This window comes from Roseateles koreensis, from assembly GCF_028595305.1.
Lineage (GTDB): Bacteria > Pseudomonadota > Gammaproteobacteria > Burkholderiales > Burkholderiaceae_C > Paucibacter_A > Paucibacter_A koreensis.
Genome location: NZ_JAQQXS010000017.1, coordinates 46,907 through 68,460, shown reverse-complemented (window position 1 = coordinate 68,460; position 21,554 = coordinate 46,907). Strand labels below are relative to the sequence as shown.

The 21,554-nt window shown below is 61.4% G+C and carries 18 protein-coding genes; 5 read left to right on the top strand and 13 right to left on the bottom strand.

The features are described 5' to 3' along the window. Positions 1 to 146 precede the first annotated feature (146 nt). The 4 genes from PRZ01_RS17125 (at position 147) to PRZ01_RS17110 (ending at position 2,765) form a co-directional block, all read left to right on the top strand. Positions 147 to 479, top strand: a complete 333-nt coding sequence (locus PRZ01_RS17125; RefSeq protein ID WP_273598055.1) for a hypothetical protein — start codon at positions 147 to 149, stop codon at positions 477 to 479. A 173-nt stretch (positions 480 to 652) separates the two neighbouring features. Next, positions 653 to 1,660 (top strand): D-2-hydroxyacid dehydrogenase family protein, encoded by a 1,008-nt coding sequence (locus PRZ01_RS17120; RefSeq protein ID WP_273598054.1) that lies wholly within the window; start codon positions 653 to 655, stop codon positions 1,658 to 1,660. Next, on the top strand, positions 1,660 to 2,214 hold the full coding sequence (locus tag PRZ01_RS17115) for a chromate transporter (protein ID WP_273598053.1): 555 nt from the start codon (positions 1,660 to 1,662) through the stop codon (positions 2,212 to 2,214). The genes PRZ01_RS17120 and PRZ01_RS17115 overlap by 1 nt, the downstream gene beginning before the upstream one ends. Beyond that, positions 2,211 to 2,765 carry a chromate transporter gene (locus PRZ01_RS17110; protein ID WP_273598052.1) on the top strand — a complete coding sequence of 185 codons (555 nt, stop codon included), beginning with the start codon at positions 2,211 to 2,213 and terminating at the stop codon, positions 2,763 to 2,765. Before PRZ01_RS17115 ends, PRZ01_RS17110 begins: the two co-directional genes overlap by 4 nt. A 44-nt stretch (positions 2,766 to 2,809) precedes the next feature. On the opposite strand, the gene upp is transcribed toward PRZ01_RS17110, so the two are convergent. The 3 genes from upp to PRZ01_RS17095 are packed head-to-tail and all read right to left on the bottom strand — an operon-like array spanning position 2,810 to position 4,888. Beyond that, entirely contained in the window at positions 2,810 to 3,439 is a 630-nt protein-coding gene (gene upp, locus PRZ01_RS17105; RefSeq protein WP_273598051.1) for a uracil phosphoribosyltransferase, read from the bottom strand. 34 nt (positions 3,440 to 3,473) lie between these two features. Further along, positions 3,474 to 4,229 (bottom strand): 23S rRNA (guanosine(2251)-2'-O)-methyltransferase RlmB, encoded by a 756-nt coding sequence (rlmB, locus tag PRZ01_RS17100; protein WP_273598050.1) that lies wholly within the window; start codon positions 4,227 to 4,229, stop codon positions 3,474 to 3,476. Continuing rightward, complete coding sequence (locus tag PRZ01_RS17095) at positions 4,226 to 4,888, bottom strand: DUF1624 domain-containing protein (RefSeq protein ID WP_409993868.1); 663 nt, start codon at positions 4,886 to 4,888, stop codon at positions 4,226 to 4,228. The genes rlmB and PRZ01_RS17095 overlap by 4 nt, the downstream gene beginning before the upstream one ends. Before the next feature lie 335 nt (positions 4,889 to 5,223). Between PRZ01_RS17095 and PRZ01_RS17090 the strand changes: the two genes are divergently transcribed. Continuing rightward, complete coding sequence (locus PRZ01_RS17090; protein ID WP_273598048.1) at positions 5,224 to 8,034, top strand: PAS domain S-box protein; 2,811 nt, start codon at positions 5,224 to 5,226, stop codon at positions 8,032 to 8,034. An 11-nt stretch (positions 8,035 to 8,045) separates the two neighbouring features. Here PRZ01_RS17090 and purL read toward each other — a convergent pair whose 3' ends face one another. The 10 genes from purL to sdhD all read right to left on the bottom strand — a co-directional run bounded on the left by purL (position 8,046) and on the right by sdhD (position 21,548). Beyond that, complete coding sequence (gene purL / locus PRZ01_RS17085; protein WP_273598047.1) at positions 8,046 to 12,053, bottom strand: phosphoribosylformylglycinamidine synthase; 4,008 nt, start codon at positions 12,051 to 12,053, stop codon at positions 8,046 to 8,048. A gap of 216 nt (positions 12,054 to 12,269) precedes the next feature. Further along, the gene (locus PRZ01_RS17080; protein ID WP_273598046.1) at positions 12,270 to 13,595 is read right to left on the bottom strand and encodes a TRZ/ATZ family hydrolase; all 1,326 of its coding nucleotides are present in this window, start codon (positions 13,593 to 13,595) and stop codon (positions 12,270 to 12,272) included. A gap of 81 nt (positions 13,596 to 13,676) precedes the next feature. After that, positions 13,677 to 14,678, bottom strand: coding sequence for a nucleoside hydrolase (locus PRZ01_RS17075; RefSeq protein WP_273598044.1), 1,002 nt, complete (start codon positions 14,676 to 14,678; stop codon positions 13,677 to 13,679). Positions 14,679 to 14,732: 54 nt separating this feature from the next. Then, positions 14,733 to 15,728, bottom strand: coding sequence for a ribokinase (gene rbsK / locus PRZ01_RS17070; protein ID WP_273598043.1), 996 nt, complete (start codon positions 15,726 to 15,728; stop codon positions 14,733 to 14,735). 14 nt (positions 15,729 to 15,742) lie between these two features. Further along, a complete protein-coding gene (locus PRZ01_RS17065) occupies positions 15,743 to 16,765 on the bottom strand; it encodes a LacI family DNA-binding transcriptional regulator (RefSeq protein ID WP_273598042.1) in 1,023 nt (340 codons plus the stop codon). A 197-nt stretch (positions 16,766 to 16,962) separates the two neighbouring features. After that, on the bottom strand, positions 16,963 to 18,273 hold the full coding sequence (gltA, locus tag PRZ01_RS17060) for a citrate synthase (protein ID WP_273598040.1): 1,311 nt from the start codon (positions 18,271 to 18,273) through the stop codon (positions 16,963 to 16,965). A 29-nt stretch (positions 18,274 to 18,302) separates the two neighbouring features. Then, positions 18,303 to 18,575 carry an FAD assembly factor SdhE gene (locus PRZ01_RS17055; RefSeq protein WP_273598039.1) on the bottom strand — a complete coding sequence of 91 codons (273 nt, stop codon included), beginning with the start codon at positions 18,573 to 18,575 and terminating at the stop codon, positions 18,303 to 18,305. A gap of 44 nt (positions 18,576 to 18,619) precedes the next feature. Next, complete coding sequence (locus PRZ01_RS17050) at positions 18,620 to 19,324, bottom strand: succinate dehydrogenase iron-sulfur subunit (RefSeq protein ID WP_273598038.1); 705 nt, start codon at positions 19,322 to 19,324, stop codon at positions 18,620 to 18,622. Positions 19,325 to 19,389: 65 nt separating this feature from the next. Then, on the bottom strand, positions 19,390 to 21,189 hold the full coding sequence (gene sdhA / locus PRZ01_RS17045; protein ID WP_273598037.1) for a succinate dehydrogenase flavoprotein subunit: 1,800 nt from the start codon (positions 21,187 to 21,189) through the stop codon (positions 19,390 to 19,392). Further along, on the bottom strand, positions 21,189 to 21,548 hold the full coding sequence (sdhD, locus tag PRZ01_RS17040; RefSeq protein ID WP_273598036.1) for a succinate dehydrogenase, hydrophobic membrane anchor protein: 360 nt from the start codon (positions 21,546 to 21,548) through the stop codon (positions 21,189 to 21,191). Before sdhD ends, sdhA begins: the two co-directional genes overlap by 1 nt. Between the last annotated feature and the right edge of the window lie 6 nt (positions 21,549 to 21,554).

Genomic DNA, 21,554 nt, shown 5'->3' with positions numbered 1-21,554 from the left:
ACATCATGCTGAATGCCTTATTGACTCGTTGGGCCAGAACACGGGGTGCACCATCCACCCTATCACCCTCGCAGCACACGCGCAGTTCGAGCTATCCGCCGCCTCGCCAATCCAGCACAGGCGGCGATTCGCTATGGCACAGCCTAATGCGCTGGATGCCCGGCGACCCCGACCCCTGGTTTGGCAAGGCACCCGCCAGGCCGCAGCGTCCCTCCACCCAATTGGCGGCCGCGCGAGCGCAATTTCAGGCCGCGCTGGAGGGCCTGGCCGGCGAGCGCATCGAAGAGCTCACCCGCAGCATTCATCGCAGCCGCAGTTTGCGCGACCTCTGGCATCTACGCACCTGGATCTATACCGAGGTGGCACGCGCATTTTCACAGTTCGAGGCTGAACGCCGGCTCGACGTGATCAACGTCTTTCTGCACACCCACGCCGGCATGAGCCTGCGCGCCATGAATGAGTCAGCCACACAGCATTGATTGCACCGGCGAGTTGAGCGGCACCGGGCTCTTTGGCTAAGCACAAAACCAGCATGATCGGGCCTGCCCGCCTCACCTGAGTTCATCTCGTTTCATCTCACGCAGGAATTTCTCGCCCGGTTCGGCGGGAGCCGCCGCCATGGGTGCTGTTCAAGGCAAAATGCTTGGCACTCATGAACATTACGATTCTCGACGACTATCAGGATGCGGTGCGCAAATTGCGCTGTGCAGCCAAACTCGAACACCTCAACGCCAAGGTCTTCACCAACACGGTGAAAGGCATCGGGCAATTGTCGGTCCGGCTCAGAGATGCTGAAGTGCTGGTCCTGATTCGCGAGCGCACACAGTTCAATCGGCAGTTGCTTGAAAAACTGCCCAAGCTCAAGCTCATCTCGCAAACCGGGCGGGTTGGCGCGCACATTGATGTCGAAGCCTGCACCCGCCTGGGCATTGCGGTGGCTGAAGGGGTGGGCTCGCCCATCGCGCCCGCAGAGTTGACCTGGGCGCTGATCATGGCCGCCATGCGCCGGCTGCCCCAGTACATCGGCAATCTGAAACATGGCGCCTGGCAGCAATCAGGTCTCAAGGCGGCGTCCATGCCGCCCAACTTCGGGCTTGGCATGGTCTTGCATGGCAAGACCATGGGTATTTGGGGTTATGGGCGCATTGGGCAGTTGGTAGCGGGCTACGCACGCGCATTCGGCATGCAGGTTCAGGTGTGGGGCGGTGAAGCCTCACGGCTGCGCGCATCCGCTGACGGACATCAAGTGGCCAGCAGCCGTGAGCAATTCTTTGAAACCTGCGATGTGCTGAGCCTGCATCTGCGCTTGTGCCCCGACACGGCGGGTTTGATCACCCCTGAAGACTTCGCCCGTATGAAGCCGACAGCCCTGTTCGTCAACACCTCACGTGCTGAATTGATTCATGAAGGCGCGCTGGTCTCCGCCCTCAACCGGGGCCGCCCCGGCATGGCGGCCATCGATGTGTTCGAAACCGAACCTGTGCTGCAAGGACACCCCCTATTGCGCATGGAAAATGCGGTTTGCACGCCGCATATTGGATACGTTGAATTGGACAGTTACGAGCTTTATCTGAACGCCGCGTTCGACAACGTCTTGAACTTCATCAAGAGCCAGCCCAGCCATATCGTCAACCCCGAAGCCCTGAAAGTGCTGCGCTGATGCAAGCCCGCCCCGCTTCGCTCTGGGCCTTGTACTGCGCCTTCAACCGCCTGGCCCTGCAGGGATTTGGCGGCGTGCTGGCCGTGGCGCAACGTGAACTCGTCGAGCGACTGGGTTGGCTGAGCCAAGAAGAGTTTGTTGAAGCGCTGGCCGTCGCGCAAGTGCTGCCCGGCCCCAATGTGGTCAACCTTTCCTTGATGATCGGTGACCGCTATTTCGGCTTGCGCGGCGCGTTCACCGCCCTGGCCGGCATGCTGCTGCTGCCCGCCATCATTGTCTTGGCGATTGCCACGCTGTACAGCCATGTGGCTGGCCACCCCCTTGTCAGCAACGCCCTGCGGGGTATGGGTGCGGTATCGGCGGGCCTGATTCTGGCCACCGGCATCAAGCTGGTGCCCTCTCTGCAGAAAAATGCCATGGGGCGGCTGCAAGCCTGGGCACTGGCGGGTTTGACCCTGCTGGCCATGGTCGTGTTCAGGCTGCCGCTGCCTTGGGTGCTGGCGGTGCTGGGGCCGCTGGGCATGTGGGCCGCTTGGCGCGGGCTGAAGCCATGAGCGTGTTCGCCACCCTCGCCCCTCAACTAGGGCCGATGTTTTTGCATTTCATGGCGCTGTCCTTGCTGTCGATCGGCGGAGCCATTTCAACAGCCCCAGAGATGCACCGTTATCTGGTCGGACAACAGCATTGGATCAGCGACACCCAGTTCACCAATTCAATCGCCCTTGCGCAGGCTGCGCCGGGGCCCAATCTATTGTTTGTAGCGTTGCTGGGTTGGAATGTTGCCGGTCTGCCGGGCGCCGCCGCCGCCCTGGCGGGCATCGTGCTGCCCTCCACTACCCTGGTTTTAGCTGCCACGCGCTGGGCCAGCAATTACAAGGACACACGGGGCGTGCGCTCATTCACCCTGGGCATGGCACCGCTGACCCTGGGTCTGGTATTGGCCACCGGCTGGTTGCTGGCCGAGCCTTATCTGCGCGTGCCGCAGCATCGCTGGGCCATGGTGGGCATGATCGCCCTGACCGTGCTGCTCACGCTGAAAACCCGGCTGGGCCTCGTCTGGATGGTGCTGGGCGGCGGCGTGCTGGGTGCCATTGGCTGGGTCTAAGCAGGCCGCAAAGCAAAAGAAAGCACCCGGCTTGGGCCGTGGCCCTACTCCTTGGTGCCAAAGATCTTGTCGCCTGCGTCACCCAAACCCGGAATGATGTAGCCACGTTCGTCCAGATGGCTGTCGATGGTGGCGGTCCAGCAGCGCACGTCCGGATGCGCCGCGGTGAGTACCTTGACCCCTTCTGGCGCGGCCACCAGCACCAAGGCGCGAATGTCTTTGCAGCCCCGGCGCTTCAACAGTTCAATCGTGGCGACCATGGAACCACCGGTGGCCAACATCGGGTCAACAATCAAGGCGGTGCGCTCTTCCAGCTGGCCCACAAAACGTTCGAAGTAGTGAACTGGTTGCAAAGTTTCATGATCCCGCGCCAAGCCAACCACACTGATTTTGGCGTTAGGGATCATGTCCAGCACGCCATCCAGCATGCCCAGGCCTGCCCGCAAGATTGGCACCACCGTCACCTTGCGGCCGGCGATCTGGTCAACCTCCGTCGGGCCACTCCAGCAGTCGATGGTGGTTTTTTCGAGCGGAAAGTCGGCCGTCGCCTCATAGGCCAACAGCCGCGCCACCTCGCCCGTCAATTCCCGAAATTTCTTGGTGGAGATATCGGCCTCCCGCATCAGGCCGATCTTGTGTTTGACGAGCGGGTGATTGACTTCAATGACCGACATCGCGTGTCCCTCCGTTGTGAGCTCAGTGGCCAGCTCAGTTTTTTGACTTGGCTGCAGCCGCCCGTTGCCGCGCAACTTCATACAGGCAGACACCGGCTGCCACCGATACATTGAGGCTCTCCACCCCGCCGGCCATCGGGATGCGCACCAACTCGTCACAGGTCTTGGCGGTCAGCTGACGCATGCCGTCACCTTCAGCGCCGAGCACCAGTGCGACCGGACGATTCAGGTCCAGGTCATAGATGGACTTCTCGGCTTGGTCGGAGGTTCCGACCACCCAGATGTCGAAGTCCTTGAGCTCGCCCAAGGTGCGGGCGAGGTTGGTCACCATCACATAAGGCACCGTTTCAGCGGCACCGCTGGCAACTTTGGCCACGGTGGCATTCAGGCCCACGGCATGGTCTTTCGGGGCGATGACAGCCTGCGCGCCGGCGCCATCGGCCACACGCAGACAGGCACCCAGATTGTGGGGGTCGGTCACGCCGTCCAGCACCAAAAGCATGGGCATGCCCTGAATCTGGTCCATCACATCGTCAAAGGAATTGGCCAGCGCCACGGCTTGAACGCGGGCTACAACCCCTTGATGGCGCGTGGTGCCGGCGATCTTGGCCAAGCGCTCATCATCGCTTTCCACCAGCTTCACGCCGCTGGATTTGACGCGTTCAACAAACTGTTTCATGCGCTGGTCACGGCGCGTGGCGTCAACGTGGATCTCGCTGACGGTGGTGGGATGCGTCTTCAGGCGCACGGTAACGGCATGAAAGCCGAAGAGAATTTTGTTGGAGCTCATGTTCGCATGGTACCAATCAGCATCAGCAAGCCGATCAAAACCGGTTGATGCACCATGTAAAAACTCAAGGACCAGCGCCCCAAAACGGCTACCGGATGCAGAAAAGCCGGCACCGGGCCGGCCAGCAACGCAGGCCTGGCGCGCAAGAGCCAGCGTGCCAACGCGTAGCCCCACAACATCACGCCGAGCCACGGCAAGACCGGCACATAGTCTTCGGTGACTGGTTTGTGGGTCACAAGACCTAACCAGTTAGTCAAGCGGGTGTCGAAGAAAGAGTGTTGAACCCACTGCGGCAGCCCTATGGCCACCGTGCCAAGCAGCACGCACACCCTATTCGACATGGCCCGCCCGCTCACACGCAGCAACAGCAACATCACCGCCATGCCGTGCAGTACACCGAAGCTGATGAAGCTGTCTGGATACATCAACCACGACCCGATCGACACCAGAACCGCGCAAGCAGCCACCTGCGCCCAACGCCGCCAAAAACGCGACCAGCTCAAGCCCTGATGCTGAGCCAGCGCCTGCCCCATGCCGGCACACAGCAAAAAGAGGCTGACGATGGCCGTACGCTGCCCGGTCCAGAAGGGGTCGCGGTAAAAGTCTTGTCGAATCCAGCCAAAGTGGTTGAGGTCGAAAGAAAAATGAAAGCAAGCCATCCAGATGATGGCAAGGCCGCGCAGCGCGTCAAGCCGCAGTTGGCGCAGGGAAGAAGGCACAGTCAAATCGTTCACGCAGGGCTTGGGCACAATGCATTTTGGCAAGGGTGCGGGCAGTCTATGCCAGCTTGGCGTTACTTTCGCCTCACCCGGGCTTGTGGCGTCGATCCACCGCCCGAATTTGAAGGTCGCAATGCCCTCCTCGGTGGCGCAAAGCCCGGGGGCCGGCATAACGTGCAAATTCAACACCCGCGCAGGCGAACCGAATGCCTGGCTGCAGGCCAACCCCAGTTGCGTGGCACACACATTCGTTGCACAGTTGGCCGTATCCGTTCATGCCTATTGAACGGGCGACTTTCTTGAAAGTCCTGGTGTCGCGTCACAACGAGAGCAGCGAGTTGGCAACGAGCAAGTCCCCCAGCCCAGACACCCCTTGGTCCCCGCCTGCGAGTCGCAGCAGGTACCGGCCGGTCATTGCCCTAACGTATTGGCCGCTGGTGGTCACCTCGCTGGTGGGCCTGACGCTGTGCTTTATGCTCGGCCAAGCACGCCATGAACAAGACCGGGCCCAGGAACACAGCCGCCTGCTCCAGGATTTAAGTACGGTGCGCGCCCGCCTGGAGGCCACCGCGCAAGCCACCTTCGGGCCAACGCTGAGCCTCGAGGCGATGATCCAGCTCGACGGCGGCATCACCCCGGAGCGTTTCAATGCCTTGAGCCAGCGTGTGATCACACTGCTGCCACAGGTTCGAAACATCGTCGCCGCGCCTGACGATGTAGCGCGGTTCGTGTATCCCGTCACGGGCAATGAGTCCGTCATCAACCTCCAGTACCGCAGCATTCCCATTCAATATGCGCAGATCCAGCTGGCGCGCAGCCAAGGGCGAGCCTTGCTCGTCGCACCGGTGAAGCTGGTGCAAGGCGGCATCGGCATCATCCAACGCACGCCAGTCTTTCTCCCCCAACTGGACGGGACGGCGCCAGCCTACTGGGGGGTGGTCTCGGTGGTCAGCGATTTGGGCAAGTTCATCCAGGCGGCAGGGCTCACTGAGCATCCCCGTTTGACGCTGGCGTTGTATCAATGGGATGAAGAGCAACACAAAAAGGGATCACTGGTCTGGGGCGATCCTGCAACACAGGACCGGGACAATAGCGCCCAAGAATTCGTCCATCTGCCAGGTGCGACATGGATTCTCCTGGGGGCCCCGCAAGCCCAGCCCAACCTATTTTCAGACTGGCTGGGCGTTGAGGTCATGGCTGGCTTGCTTGCCACGGCCGCACTGACGGGTCTGGCTGGCGTGGTCGTGCATCGGCGGCGGCAGTTGCAGGCCAAGAACCGCAGGCTCTCCAGGCAGATTGAAGAAAGTCAGCGCAATCAGCGCGCGACAAAGGTGGCTGAAGAGCGCTTCCGCAGCCTGACCGAATTGTCTGCGGATTGGGTCTGGGAGCAAGACGCCCAGTACCGTTTCGTGTACTACTCGCGTGACAATGTCGGCGCAACCGGCAGCTTCTCTCCGCGCATTCTTGGACTTCGGCGCTGGGAATCGCCGGAGGCCGACCCTCATATCGACTGGACGGACCACATCGCGCAAGTCGAGCGTCACGAACCTTTCCGTAACTTCGAATATTCACAGATCAGCGCCAAGGGTGAATTGCGCCACGTCTCCATTTCCGGTGAACCCCTGTTCGACGATTTGGGGCAATTCGCCGGTTATCGCGGCACGGGCCGCGACATCACGGACACCAAATTGGCCGAGCTTGCTCTGCGCAAGTCGGAGGCCACGCTGCAGTTGACCAAGGATCGCCTGCAAGCGGTACTGGACTCTGCCCGAGAGGTTTCCATCATCGTCACCGACCTGAATGGCCGGATTGTGCTTTTCAATCGGGGTGCCGAGTTGATGCTGGGTTATGCCGAGAGCGAATTGCTGGGGCAATCCGTGGCTCGAATTCACGTCAAAGAAGAACTGCAGTCATGGGGCGCTCAGCTGAATCCTGCCGATGACGGACTCACCTTCGACATCGACGCCTTCATGGCGCAGAAGTTCGAGCACGACACAGTGACCAGCGCTTGGCGTTATGTCAGAAAAGATGGCCACCACTTGAATGTGTCCCTGACCACCAGCCTGATGCGTGGCCGCAATGGCAAACCCAGTGGCTGGCTGGCCATCGCCCGTGACGTCTCTGCACAGCGCCAGGCGCAGCGCGATCTGGAGCGGCTGAATGTTGAACTGGAAACCCGTGTCGAAAACCGGACCTCCGAGTTACAGCAGACCTTGACCGCCTTGCGACACACGCAAGACGACTTGCTTCGCGCCGAAAAAATGGCGGCCCTGGGCTCACTGGTGGCCGGCATCGCGCATGAATTGAACACGCCGCTGGGCAACTGTCTCACCACCGCCTCGACGCTGGAGGGCATGACCCAGCAGATTCGCAAGCACTTCGATTCAGGGCAGATGCGAAAATCAGTGCTGCAAAGCTATCTGGACGATGCCCGCCTGGCCTGCAGCATTTTGTTGCGCAGCATGTCCACGGCTACCGAACTCGTTACGCATTTCAAACAGATTTCGGTGGACCAGACGACGGCCCAGCGCCGCGACTTTAAGCTGCAATCGGTGGTGGATGATGTGCTGGTCCTACTGCGCACACCCTTGCGCAAGGCGGGTGTGACGGTGAGCGTGGAGATCGGCGTTGTCGACAAGCTCGACAGTTATCCCGGCCCCCTGGGCCAAGTGCTGACGAACCTGATCATGAACGCGATCATGCATGCCTTCGAGCCGCTGGATGTAGCCGACACTGAGCCGGTCGAATCGCCAGACCGCCACATCCTCATCCGTGCCCTGCCGGCTGGACCCGCGTTGCCGGGCTCTCACCCCAGCTTCACCTTGATCCTTGAAGACAATGGCCAAGGCATGACGTATGAAGTCACACGCAGGGCCTTTGACCCCTTCTTCACGACCAAGATGGGGCAAGGCGGCACGGGCCTGGGGCTGAACATCGTCTACAACATCGTGACGGGCATCCTGGGCGGGCTGGTTGATTTGCACAGCGAGCCCGGCCAAGGCGCCCGCTTCACGCTGAATCTGCCCTATGTTGCCCCTGACCACAGCGCCCACAACACCGGGGTTGACGGGCTTCGATCACGTTGAGGCTTGCGGCATCAAGCCACCCAGCGCCGGGCGTTGCGGAACATGCGCATCCACGGGCTCAACTCACTGGGTGAAGCCGAGGTCCAACTCATCTGCACGTTGCGGAACACGCGCTCGGGATGCGGCATCAGCACCGTGAAGCGGCCGTCAGCGGTGGTGACCGAGGTCAGACCGTCAGGGCTGCCGTTGGGGTTGAGCGGATAGACCTCGGTGGGCTGGCCTGCGTTGTCCACATAGCGCATGGCACGCGCCACCTTGGCTGCGTCGCCTCGCTGTGAGAAATCGGCAAAACCTTCACCATGGGCCACGGCGATGGGCAGGCGTGAACCTTCCATGCCCTTGAAGAACAGGCTGGGGCTTTCCAGTACCTCCACCATCGCCAGGCGGGCCTCGAACTGCTCACTCTTGTTGCGCGTGAACTTCGGCCAATCCTGCGCACCGGGGATGATGGGCGACAAGGCCGCCATCATCTGGCAGCCATTGCAAACGCCCAGCGCAAAGCTATCCTGGCGGGCAAAGAAGGCCTTGAATTGCTCGGCCAGCACCGGGTTGAACATGACGGAGCGTGCCCAGCCCTCTCCCGCCCCCAGCGTGTCGCCATAGCTGAAGCCGCCGCAGGCCACAAAGCCCTTGAAGTCAGCCAGTTTGGCAGCGCCCGACTGCAAATCGCTCATGTGCACGTCAAAGGTGTCAAAGCCAGCCTTGGCCATGGCATAACTCATCTCCACATGGGAGTTGACGCCTTGCTCACGCAGAATCGCCAGCTTCGGCTTGGCCCCAAGATTCAGGAAGGGCGCGGCCACATCGTCCTGCGGATCAAAACTCAGGTGCACATGGCGACCGGGGTCACCGGCCAGACCGGCTTGCTCATGCTCGCTCTGCGCGCAGGCAGGGTTGTCGCGAAGGCTGGCTATGCGCCAGCTGACCTCGTCCCAGCTCTTGTGCAGGGTCTCAAGCGGCGCGGCGAAGACTTTTTTGGCATCACGCCAGACTTCAACCTGCGCATGCACATTGGGTTTACCCACCACATGGCTGCACTTGGAGAGGCCGTGGGCGCGCAGGGTTTGCAGCACCGCATCACGCTCACTCTGGCGCACCTGCAGCAGCACACCCAGCTCTTCATTGAACAAGGCCTGCAGCGTCAACTCCTCACGGCGCGCACCCACTTGCGTGGCCCAGTTCTTGGAGTCGCCCACGTCGGCCCGGCTGTCGCTGACGCCGTCGCCTTCAGTCACCAGCATGTCCACATTCAAGCTCAGGCCCATGTGGCCGGCAAAGGCCATCTCACAGGCTGTGGCCCACAAGCCGCCATCGCCGCGGTCGTGATAGGCCAGCAGCCTGCCTTCAGCGCGCAGGGCATTGACGGCGTTGACCAAATTCTTCAACAAACCGGCATCGTCCAGATCCGGCACCGCGCCGCCGAACTGATTCAAGGCCTGCGCCAGGATGGAGCCACCCATGCGCCGCCGGCCTTCGCCCAGATCCACCAAAATCAGGCAGCTGTCGCCGGCATCGCTGCGCAGTTGCGGCGTTAGCGTGCCACGCACATCAGCCACCGAAGCAAAGGCGCTAACGATCAAAGACACCGGGGCGGTGACTTGCTGAACCTGCCCGTCGTCACGCGTCCAGCGGGTGCGCATGGACAAGGAGTCTTTGCCCACCGGGATGGACACGCCCAGCGCCGGGCACAGCTCCATGCCCACCGCATGCACGGTGTCAAACAAGGCGGCATCTTCGCCGGGCTCGCCGCAAGCTGCCATCCAGTTGGCCGAGAGCTTGACGCGCGACAACTCAATGGGCGCAGCCAGCAAGTTGGTGATGGCTTCCGCCACCGCCATGCGGCCAGAGGCGGGGCCGTTGACCGATGCCAGCGGGGTGCGCTCGCCCATGCTCATGGCCTCGCCCGCGAAACCCTTGTAGTCGGCCAAGGTGACGGCGCAATCGGCCACCGGCACTTGCCAGGGCCCCACCATCTGGTCGCGGCTGTTCAGCCCGCCCACGGTGCGGTCACCAATGCTGATCAAAAAGCGCTTGGAGGCCACGGTTGGGTGGCGCAGCACATCGAAAGCCACCTTGTCCAGCGCCACACCGGTCAAATCCAGCGAGCCACCGGAGCGCGCCAGGCGCGTCACGTCGCGATGCATTTTCGGCGGCTTGCCGAGCAGCACGTCCATGGGCATGTTGACGGCAAATTCGCTGTCGCTGCCTTCAGCCTGGGTGTCGTGCAACACCAGTTCACGAGCCTGCGTGGTTACGCCCACCACCGCGAAGGGGCAACGCTCGCGCTCGCACATGCGCTGGAACAGGGCCAGGCTGTCCGGGGCAATGGCCAGCACATAACGCTCCTGGCTTTCGTTGCACCAAATTTCCTTGGGGGCCATGCCGGACTCTTCCAGCGGCACTTGGCGCAGATCGAAACGCGCGCCACGATGGGCGTCATTCACCAACTCCGGGAAGGCGTTGGAGATGCCGCCCGCGCCCACGTCATGGATCGCCAGAATGGGGTTGGCCTCACCCAGGCCCCAGCAATGGTTAATGACCTCTTGCGCACGCCGCTCAATCTCGGGATTACCACGTTGGACCGAGTCAAAGTCGAGGTCCGCGGTGTTGGTGCCCGCCGCCATCGAGCTGGCGGCGCTGCCGCCCATGCCGATGCGCATGCCGGGGCCGCCCAGTTGGATCAACAAACTGCCGGCCGGAAACTCGATCTTCTGGGTTTGATCAGCACGAATGCTGCCCAAGCCACCGGCAATCATGATGGGCTTGTGATAGCCACGCTGCACGCCATCCACCGCCTGCTCATAGACGCGGAAGTAGCCGTTCAGATTGGCACGGCCAAACTCATTGTTGAACGCGGCGCCACCCAGCGGGCCTTCAATCATGATTTGCAAGGCGCTGGCGATGTGTGAAGGCTTGCCCACGGGGCTTTGCTCCCAGGGCTCGCTCAAGCCGGGCAAATGCAGGTTGGAGACCGAGAAGCCCGTCAAACCCGCCTTGGGCTTGGAGCCGCGCCCAGTAGCGCCTTCATCGCGGATCTCTCCGCCCGCACCGGTCGACGCGCCCGGAAACGGCGAAATGGCCGTCGGGTGGTTGTGTGTTTCCACCTTCATCAAGACATGCGAGAGTTCTTCACGGGCCTCGTAGCGCGGCGCGCGGCTGTCGCCGGCCTGCATCCAGCGCTCGATCACGTGGCCTTCCATCACCGAGGCGTTGTCGGAGTAGGCTTTGACGGTGTGCTGAGGGTTCAGCTTCTCGGTATTGCGGATCATGCCGAACAGGCTCAGCGGCTGATCAACACCGTCCACCGTGAATTGGGCGTTGAAGATCTTGTGGCGGCAGTGCTCGGAGTTGGCCTGCGCGAACATCATCAATTCCACGTCGCTGGGGTTGCGCTTCAAAGCTTTGAAGGCCACCTCGAGGTAATCGATTTCGTCCACTGACAGGGCCAGACCGAAGGTGCTGTTGGCAGCCTCCAGCGCAGCGCGCCCCTGCCCCAACACGTCGACATGCGCCAGCGCCTGCGCGGCTTTTTCATCGAACAGATGGGCGGCATCTTCGCGGGCCAGCAGCACGCTTTCCGTCATGCGGTCATGGAGGATGTCGGCGCACGCTACCAATTCGGCCGGGCTCAGGGTTTTCACGCCCCCCAACAGGCCTGACTTCAGGGCGATGCGGTACTCGGTGACGCGCTCCACGCGGTGGATGTTCAACCCGCAGTTGTGCGCAATGTCGGTCGCTTTGGAGGCCCAAGGGCTGACGGTGCCCAGGCGCGGCGCCACCAGCACCAGGCTGCCGTCTTGCCCGCCCGCATACGCATCGCCATAGTTCAGCAAGGCGGCCAGCTTGTCTGCCTCGTCAGCGGCCAGCGCTGCGTCGCTCCAGACCCAGTGCACATACCGGGCATGGACGGACTGCACCCGTTCGTTAACGGCCTGCAATTGCGGCAGCAAGGCCTGAGCACGAAACGCTGACAGAGCGTTGCCGCCCTCGAAAGAAAGCAGATGCTTGTGAGTTGCCATGAGGTCCCGAAACTGGGTTGGCGCGCTGGGATTCAACGCTGAGTTTGCAAAAAAGCGGGCCGAATCACCGGGATCACACGGCGACTCAGCAGAGAAGCCCGGGATTTTACCGATGCCGGGCCAAGTCTTTGCAAATGACGCTGAAAGTTCCCATCAAAATCCGCCGAAACCCCGTCCCCGGGATACCCATGAGCGGACAGGCACTGATATCCCGGCTTACATCCCGGCCTTCATTTGCCCGACGATGTGCTCCACCCGGCCGAGCAAGGCGCCTTGATCGATGCTCGTCAACTGACGGTCCTTCAACACGCGCCGCCCGCCGACCCACACGTCCGACACGTGCTCACGGCCGGCCACATAAACCAGTTGCGCCTCGGGGTTGTAAACCGGCCGGCACTCCAGCGCGTCCAGCGAGATGGCCACAACGTCGGCCAATTTACCCACTTCCAGCGAGCCCAGATCGTGCCCCCGGCCCATGGCTTTTGCGGCACGGATGGTGGCCATTTCCAGTGCTGTACGTGCCGACACGGTGGTGGAGTTTTGCGTCACGCCCTTGGCCAGCAAGGCGGCGGCGCGAATTTCACCCAGCATGTCTTGGCGGTTATTGGAGGCCGCGCCGTCGGTACCCAAAATCGTGTTGACACCCGCAGCTTCTAGGGCGGTGACGGGGCACACGCCGGAGGCCAGCTTCATGTTGGAGTTCGGGTTGTGAACCAAATGCACCTTCTGCCGTGCCAGCAGCGCAATTTCTTCGTCAGTCAAGTGCACCATGTGCACGGCCATCATGCGCTCGTTGAGCACGCCCAACTTATTCAGGCGCGCCAATGGGCGCATACCGTGCTGCTTGAGGCTTTCGCTGACTTCAAAATCGGTCTCGTGAATATGGCAATGCATCTGAATGTCGAGGCGTTCGGCCAGTTCACGCAATTGCACAAAGGTTTCGTCCGACACGGTGTAGGGCGCGTGCGGCGCTGAGGTCCAGTCGAGCAGGGATTCACCCTTGAACTGCTCGTAAGCCTCCAGCCCCTTGGCGATGTATTCGGCCGCGTTGGCCGCGTAGCCAGTCGGGAAGTCGATCACGTTGATCGAAACCCCCGCACGGATGCCGCTGTCCAGGGCTGCCCGCGCCATGGCTGCAGGGAAGAAGTACATATCGTTCAAGTAGGTCACACCGCCACGCAAGGCTTCAGCCGCAGACAGCAAAGAGCCCTGGTAAGTCCAGTCGTCGCTGACCCACTTTTTCTCCAGGGGCCAAATGTGGTTGTTGAGCCAATCCATCAGCGGCACGTCGTCGGCCACACCGCGCAGCAAGGACATGGCCGAATGCGTATGGCCATTGATCAGGCCGGGGATCAGCACATGCTGGCCCAAGTCCACACGTTCAGCCGCCGGGTACTGCGCCTCGGCCTGCGCCCAGGGCAGGATGGCCGCGATGCGATCGCCCTGCATCACCAGCGTATGGTCGTTCAGCACCGAACTGCCGGGGCTCAGGGGCAATATCCAGCGGGATTTGAGAAGGGTGGTCGCGGTTTGGGCGGACATGGCTAACTCCAAATAAATACGGTAAGGCCAGCGCTCAAAAGGGCGGGCCCGAAAGTGGTTTCAACTGTAGTCGCTGAGCGCTCAGTCGAACACCTGATCGAACAACTCCAGCACACGGAGCGCATTCACTTGAATGCAAGCCTGTTGAGTCGAAACGTTATTCCAAGCCTCAGCATGACGGCCGGGGGCGCGCAGGCTTTGAATCGTTTGGCCTCGGGCGATGCCATCCAGCGCCACGCGCACTGGCCCTTCCCGCAGGGTGAAGGCCGAGGGCTCAATGGCATAAGCAATGGCGCTGGCGTCATGGGCGTAGATGCCGTGGATGCCATCCACCGAGTGATAAAAATCTTGGTAATGCCGCGTGGCCTGCCACAGAAAATCACCAACCGCCCCACCCCGCCCTTGTAGCTTCGCAAGATAGGGCTCGTGCATCACCACCGCCTGGGTCACGTCCAGTCCCACAATCACCACCGGCCAAGGGGCGGTGAAGACTTGATCTGCCGCCTCGGGGTCGTTGATCATATTGGCCTCGGCCACGGGGGTCACATTGCCGCCGCGACCCGCCGTGCCAAAGGCGCCGCCCATCACGATGACTTGGTGGACTTTGCTCGCAATGCCGGGGTCATGCTGTAAAGCCAGTGCCAGATTGGTCATGGGACCCACCGCGATCAAGGTGATGACGCCGGGTTCCGCATTGACCATGTCGCAGATCAGCTGGTAGGCCGGACGCGGGTCGAGTGGGTGCAAAGGCGCGCGCGCCGCTTCGGCAAAGGCCGCCACGCCGCCCAGCCCGTCATCACCGTGGACATGGGTGGAAAACTCCCGTGCCGCGTGCGCCTGGAGGGGGCCCGGTGCGCCCGCAGCCACCTTCACCGCCTCGGGTGCAAGGCCGTACAGGCCACACAAGGCCTGTGCGTTACGGGTGGTGACCGCCACCGAGGCATTGCCAAATACGGTGGTGATGGCCCGCAGTTGCAAAGCGGGATGGCGCGCCAGCAGGTAGAGCGCCATGGCATCGTCAATGCCCGGGTCGGTGTCGAAAATGACAGCCCGCGCTGATGGGTGCAGAGTTTCCGTGGTCATGGTGTGTTGTGGAGAGCGCAGAGGTTTGGCGGGCAAGAACTTAGTTCTTAATTCTTAAGCCGGGTTTGAAAATTCCACCGGCAATTCATCGCGCCGAGGCATGGCTTGCTGAACACCCGGCCGGCTGACGGCGAGCGCCGCAGCAGCCATGCCGAGCCGCACAGCGTCCAACGGCGCACGACCCTCGGCCAGCCCACAAGCAAAGGCGCCCACGAAGGTGTCGCCCGCCCCCACGGTGTCCACGGCGTGCACCCGCGGTGCGCTCAGGGGCCGCAGGCGCGCAGCGCTTGCAAGCAAGACGCCCTGCGCGCCGAGCGTCAGCAGCACCTGCTTCGGGCCGCTGTTCAACAGGGCCTGCGCTGCAGCCTCGGGCGCAGCAAGGCCTGTCAGCTGCGCCGCCTCGGTTTCATTGAGAATCAGCCAATCGCACAAGGCCAGCAGAGCGGGCGGCACCGCCATGGCGGGCGCAGCATTCAGCACCGTGCAGGCACCCACTGCCCGCGCCATTTCAAAGGCCTGCTGAATGGCGGGCACAGGCACTTCCAACTGGGCCACCACCACGCTGCCCACGCTGAAGCGGGGCGCTGCGTTGGCTACGTCCTCAGCCGTCAGCGCTGCATTACTGCCAGGCACATAGACGATGGAATTTTCGCCCCCCTCGCGGGCCACCATGATCACGGCAATCCCTGGCAACGCGGCGGGGTCCTGCACCACGGCACCATGATCGATGCCTTCAGCACTCAAGGCTTGCAACAGGGCAGCACCATACTCTTGCATGCCCACACGCGACACGAAGGCGACCTGCGCTCCCAGGCGGGCAGCGGCAACGGCTTGATTGGCGCCCTTGCCTCCTGGCGCCATCACAAAACGCTCGCCTTGCAAGGTCTCGCCCGGCATGGGCAGACGGGTAGCGTGCGCCACCATGTCCATATTGAGACTGCCGATCACCAAAACTCGCCCGCCCGTGACAGCCTGTGCGGCATGAGGTGCACCAGCCGCATTGGCGGCCCGGTCGAGGGGTGCTGCAAGCTTGAGATCTACAGAAGTCATGGAAGAGCTTGGGTTCATGCGCTGCACGGCGCGGAAGTACTGTCTCTGACAATCAGCTGGGGCGTCAACTTGATGTCTTTGAATTCAGCATCGACATGCTCAATGCGTTCAATCAGCATTTGTCCCGCCAGCTCGCCCTGGGCCTTGATGGAGTAGCCCACCGTGCTGAGCGCAGGAAAAACATAACGACTCAAATCAATATCATCAAAACCGATGACGGAGAGTTGCCGGGGTACCGCCAGATTGAACTCGGCGGCGGCGCGCAAGACGCCAATGGCCATCAAGTCATTGCTGGCAAAAATCGCCGTGACGGGTTGAATATGCCCGTCGCGTTGGCGCTGCAGCAATTGGGCCGCAGCCTCATACCCGCCCTGACTGCTGAAGTCACCCGCAACGATCAGTGCATCATCTTGCGGCAAGTCCCGCTGCTGCAGGGCATGGCGCCACCCCGCCAAGCGCTCCCGGGAGACTTCAAATTCCGCCGGCCCACTGATGCAGGCAATGCGCCGATGGCCAAGGTCCAGCAAATGGCGCACCGCAGTGCATGCCCCTTGCTGGTTGTCGACACTCACGCGATCGGCACGCGCGCCCGACACCAGGCGGTCGACCGTCACGGCGGGAATGCGCGCCATCTTGAAGATGGCAGCCAGCGCCTCGTCGTCGCCCGCGGACGATAGCAGCAGCCCGTCCACCCGCTTCTCCAGCAAGGTTCGCATGTATTGCTGCTGACGCTTGGGATCGTTGTCAGAGTTGCACAGAAAAACCGAATACCCCGCTTGCCGGCAACTGGCCTCCACGCCGCAGACCAGTTCCGCAAAAAAAGGGTTCTGCACCGTGGGCACCAGCACACCAACGATTTGGGTCTCACTGGTGCGCAAGGAGCGCGCCACTGCGCTGGGCAGATAGGCGATTTCTTCAACGGCTTCCAGCACGCGGCGTCGCGCCTCGGCGCTGACCGGCCGCGTGTTGTTCAGCACATGCGACACCGTGGTGAATGACACACCGGCACGTGCGGCCACATCTTTGATGGTGCTCACGAAAGAATTGGGGTCTGGATTGGAAAGGTTCGAACGATGCCTGAAGCAAACGTTTGCTTTCAGCAAGCGCGCAGCATAGCTGAAATGCCGGGTCAAATCGGCAAAAAATAACCCCTTGTTGCGACGGCCTGCAAGCCACCACGACAAGGGGTTATCACGCGCCAGATGCCCTAAGGCTCAGGCGACGGGAAGACGGATCAGCGCTCGCCGATCGGCTTCACATTGCGCGGGGCGGCGCCGACAAACAGTTGACGCGGACGGCCGATCTTGTACTCGGGGTCGCCAATCATTTCGTTCAACTGAGCGATCCAGCCGACAGTACGTGCCAGCGCGAAGATGGCGGTGAACAAGGGCACCGGGATGCCGATGGCGCGTTGAACGATGCCGGAGTAGAAGTCCACGTTCGGGTAGAGCTTGCGGGCGACGAAGTATTCGTCTTCCAGCGCGATCTTTTCCAGCTCCATGGCCAACTTGAACATCGGGTCGTTGTGCAGGCCCAGTTCGTTCAGCACTTCGTGGCAGGTTTCGCGCATCAGCTTGGCACGCGGGTCGTAGTTTTTATAGACCCGGTGACCAAAGCCCATCAGCTTGACGGTGGAGTTCTTGTCCTTGACCTGCTTGATGAACTCGCCAATCTTGGCCACGCCGCCCTGCTTCTGGATGTCGCCCAGCATATTGAGCGCCGCCTCATTGGCGCCACCGTGTGCGGGGCCCCACAGGCAAGCTACACCTGCTGCAATGGCAGCAAAGGGGTTGGTGCCCGAAGAACCGCACAGGCGCACCGTCGAGGTGGACGCGTTCTGCTCGTGATCAGCGTGCAGGATGAAAATGCGGTCCATGGCGCGCACCAGCACGTCATTGGGCTTGTAGTCTTCGCACGGCGTGGCAAACATCATGCGCATGAAGTTGCCAGCGTAGCTGAGGTCATTCTTCGGGTAGATGTAGGGCTGACCGACGGTGTACTTGTAAGCCATGGCCACCAGCGTGGGCATCTTGGCGATCAGGCGGATCGCCGCGATTTCGCGGTGCTCTGGGTTATTGATGTCGGTACTGTCGTGATAGAAGGCCGACATGGCGCCTACCAGACCCGTCATCACGGCCATCGGGTGCGCGTCACGGCGGAAGCCACGCAGGAAGAACTGCATCTGCTCGTTGACCATGGTGTGATTGGTCACACGGGCCACGAACTCTTCCTTCTGAGAAGGATTGGGCAGCTCACCGTACAGCAGCAGGTAGCAGGTTTCCAGGTAGTCGCAGCTGGTGGCCAACTGCTCAATGGGATAGCCGCGATACAGCAACTCGCCCTTGTCACCGTCGATGTAGGTGATGGTCGAATTGCACGAGGCCGTCGACAAGAAACCGGGGTCGTAGGTGAACTTGCCGGTCTGTGCGTAGAGTTTGCGGATGTCAATCACATCCGGGCCGATCGTGCCCTTGTAGAGCGGCAGCTCCATATTGGGGCTGCCGTCGGAGAACGACAGGGTGGCTTTGACGTCTGACGGTGTCATGGGCTTTTCCTTTGACTTCTTGGGGATTCTTAGGGGGCGGTTCTCAGCAGAGCCAGAACCTCGTGCACAGCATCCTGGGCCAACTCGCCCTCAGGTTCTTTCCGACGCAGCAACAGGTCCAACAGATCGTTGTCGGACAAGTCCATCAAGAGCAGCAAACTCTGCGCTTGCTGCTGCGTCAGGGTGTCTGCGTGGCGGTCGAAAAAGCGCTCGATGAACAGGTCGTTCTCCAACAGCCCGCGCCGGCACCGCCAACGCAGTTTGGAGAGGGCCCGCTCATCGATCAGACTGGTCTCAGACATGGGCATTGAACCTTGGCTCTCAAAAACGCTCACTTCGATCGCCTTCAGACAGCGCGACGCACCATCATTTCTTTGATCTTGCCGATGGCCTTGGTGGGATTCAAACCCTTGGGGCAAACATCGACGCAATTCATGATGGTGTGGCAACGGAACAGACGGTACGGATCTTCCAGGTTGTCCAGACGCTCCGCGGTGGCCTCGTCGCGGCTGTCAGCGATGAATCGATACGCTTGCAGCAAACCGGCGGGGCCGACGAATTTGTCGGGGTTCCACCAGAAGCTGGGGCAGCTGGTCGAGCAGCTGGCGCACAAAATGCACTCGTACAGGCCGTTCAGCTCGTCGCGCTCTTCAGGCGACTGCAGGCGCTCCTTGTCGGGCAGCGGCGTGTCGTTCTGCAGGTAGGGCTTGATCGAGTTGTACTGCTTGAAGAACTGCGTCATGTCGACGATCAGATCCCGCACGACGGGCAGGCCCGGCAGCGGCTTCAAGACAATCACACCCGGCAAGGTGCGCATATTGGTCAAGCAGGCCAGACCGTTCTTGCCATTGATGTTCATGGCGTCCGAGCCACAAACACCTTCACGGCAGGAACGGCGGAAACTCAGGGTCGGGTCCAACGCCTTGAGTTTGCCCAGAGCATCCAGCAGCATGCGCTCCGAACCGTCCAGCTCGACCTCCAGGGTCTGCATATAGGGCTTGGCGTCTTTGTCCGGGTCGTAACGGTAGATCTGGAAGGTACGCTTGGTCATCACTTCTTCCTCAAAATTCTTTTCAATACAGCGGGCCGGGGTTCAGCCGACGGCCCGCCTGGGCATCAGAAGGTGCGAACCTTCGGCGGAATCGATTCAACGGTCAGCGGCTTGAGCTTCACCGGCTTGTAGTCCAGGCGGTTGCCTTCGGAATACCACAGGGTGTGCTTCATCCACTCCTCGTCGTTGCGCCCGTTCGGGTGAGCTGGCGTGTCCGCGTAGTCATCCACAGTGTGCGCACCACGGCTTTCGCGGCGGGCAGCGGCCGAGACAATGGTGGCCTTGGCCACCTCGATCAAGTTTTCAACTTCCAGCGCCTCGATGCGCGCGGTGTTGAACACCTTGGATTTATCCTTCAGCGTAATGTTGCCCACGCGCTTGGCGATCTCGTTCACCACGGTGACGCCTTCATCCAGAATGGCCTGAGTGCGGAACACGCCGGCATGGCGCTGCATGGCCAAGCGCAGATCGTTGGCAACGTCCTGTGCGTACTCACCGCTGTTGCTATTGTCCAGGCGCGCAATGCGAGCAAGGGACTCGGCACCGGCATCGGCCGGCAGCGGCTTGTGCTGCTGCGTCTTCAGACCCGACTCAACGATGTGGTTGCCGGCTGCGCGGCCGAACACCAGCAAGTCCAGCAGCGAATTGGTACCCAGGCGGTTCGCGCCGTGCACGCTCACGCAAGCACACTCGCCCACCGCGTAGAGGCCGTTCACCACGGCATCGGGGTTGCCATCTTTGGGCACCACGACTTGGCCGTAGATATTGGTCGGAATGCCACCCATCTGGTAGTGGATGGTGGGCACCACCGGGATCGGCTCTTTGGTGATGTCGACGTTGGCGAAGTTATGCCCGATCTCGAACACCGAAGGCAGGCGCTTCATGATGGTTTCACCGCCGAGGTGGGTCATGTCCAGCTCGATGTAGTCCTTGTTGGGACCGCAGCCACGACCTTCCTTGATTTCCTGGTCCATGCAGCGAGACACGAAGTCACGCGGGGCCAAGTCTTTCAGCGTCGGCGCATAGCGCTCCATGAAACGCTCGCCATTGCAGTTGCGCAGAATTGCGCCTTCACCTCGGCAACCTTCGGTCAGCAGAACACCAGCGTTATGCACGCCGGTCGGGTGGAACTGCCAGAACTCCATGTCTTCCAACGGGATGCCGGCACGTGCCGCCATACCCAGGCCATCACCCGTGTTGATGAAGGCGTTGGTGGAAGCCGCGAAGATGCGCCCGGCTCCACCGGTAGCCAACAACACGGTCTTGGCTTCCATGATGTGCAGTTCGCCAGTTTCCATTTCCAGCGCGGTCACGCCGACGACGTCACCCGCTTCGTTGCGGATCAGGTCTTGCGCCATCCATTCAACGAAGAACTGCGTCTTGGCCTTGACGTTTTGCTGATACAACGTATGCAGCATGGCGTGACCGGTACGGTCGGCCGCTGCGCAGGCACGTTGCACCGGCTTTTCGCCATAGTTGGCGGTGTGGCCGCCGAAGGGGCGTTGGTAGATGGTGCCGTCCGCATTGCGGTCGAAAGGCATGCCAAAGTGCTCAAGCTCGTACACGACCTTGGGGGCTTCACGGCACATGAACTCAATGGCGTCCTGGTCGCCCAGCCAGTCAGAGCCCTTGACCGTGTCGAAGAAGTGATAGTGCCAGTTGTCCTCGGACATATTGCCCAGCGAGGCGCTCACGCCGCCTTGAGCCGCCACCGTGTGCGAGCGGGTCGGGAAGACCTTGCTCAGCACAGCCACATTCAAGCCAGCCAGCGACAACTGCAGGCTGGCGCGCATGCCAGAGCCGCCCGCGCCGACGATGACCACATCGAACTTGCGCTTAGGAATCGAATTAGTAGCCGCCGTCATCACATTCTCCACAACACTTGAACCGCCCAACCGGCGCAGCCCAACAACCAAACCAAGCTGAACACCTGCAGGGCCAGACGCACGCCCACGGGTTTCACGTAATCCATCCAGATATCGCGCACGCCGACCCAGGCGTGATAAGCCAGGGACAGGATCACGACAAAGGTCAGAAACTTCATCCACTGCTGGGCAAAAATGCCCGCCCAGTGGTCATAGCCCAGCGGGCCAGGCAGCAAAAACTGCACAAGCACCACGACGGTGAACAAGGCCATCAACACAGCCGTCACACGCTGGCCCAGCCAGTCACGCAAGCCGTAATGCGCGCCAACAACGGTACGCTTGGAACCGTAAGTACTCATTTTTTT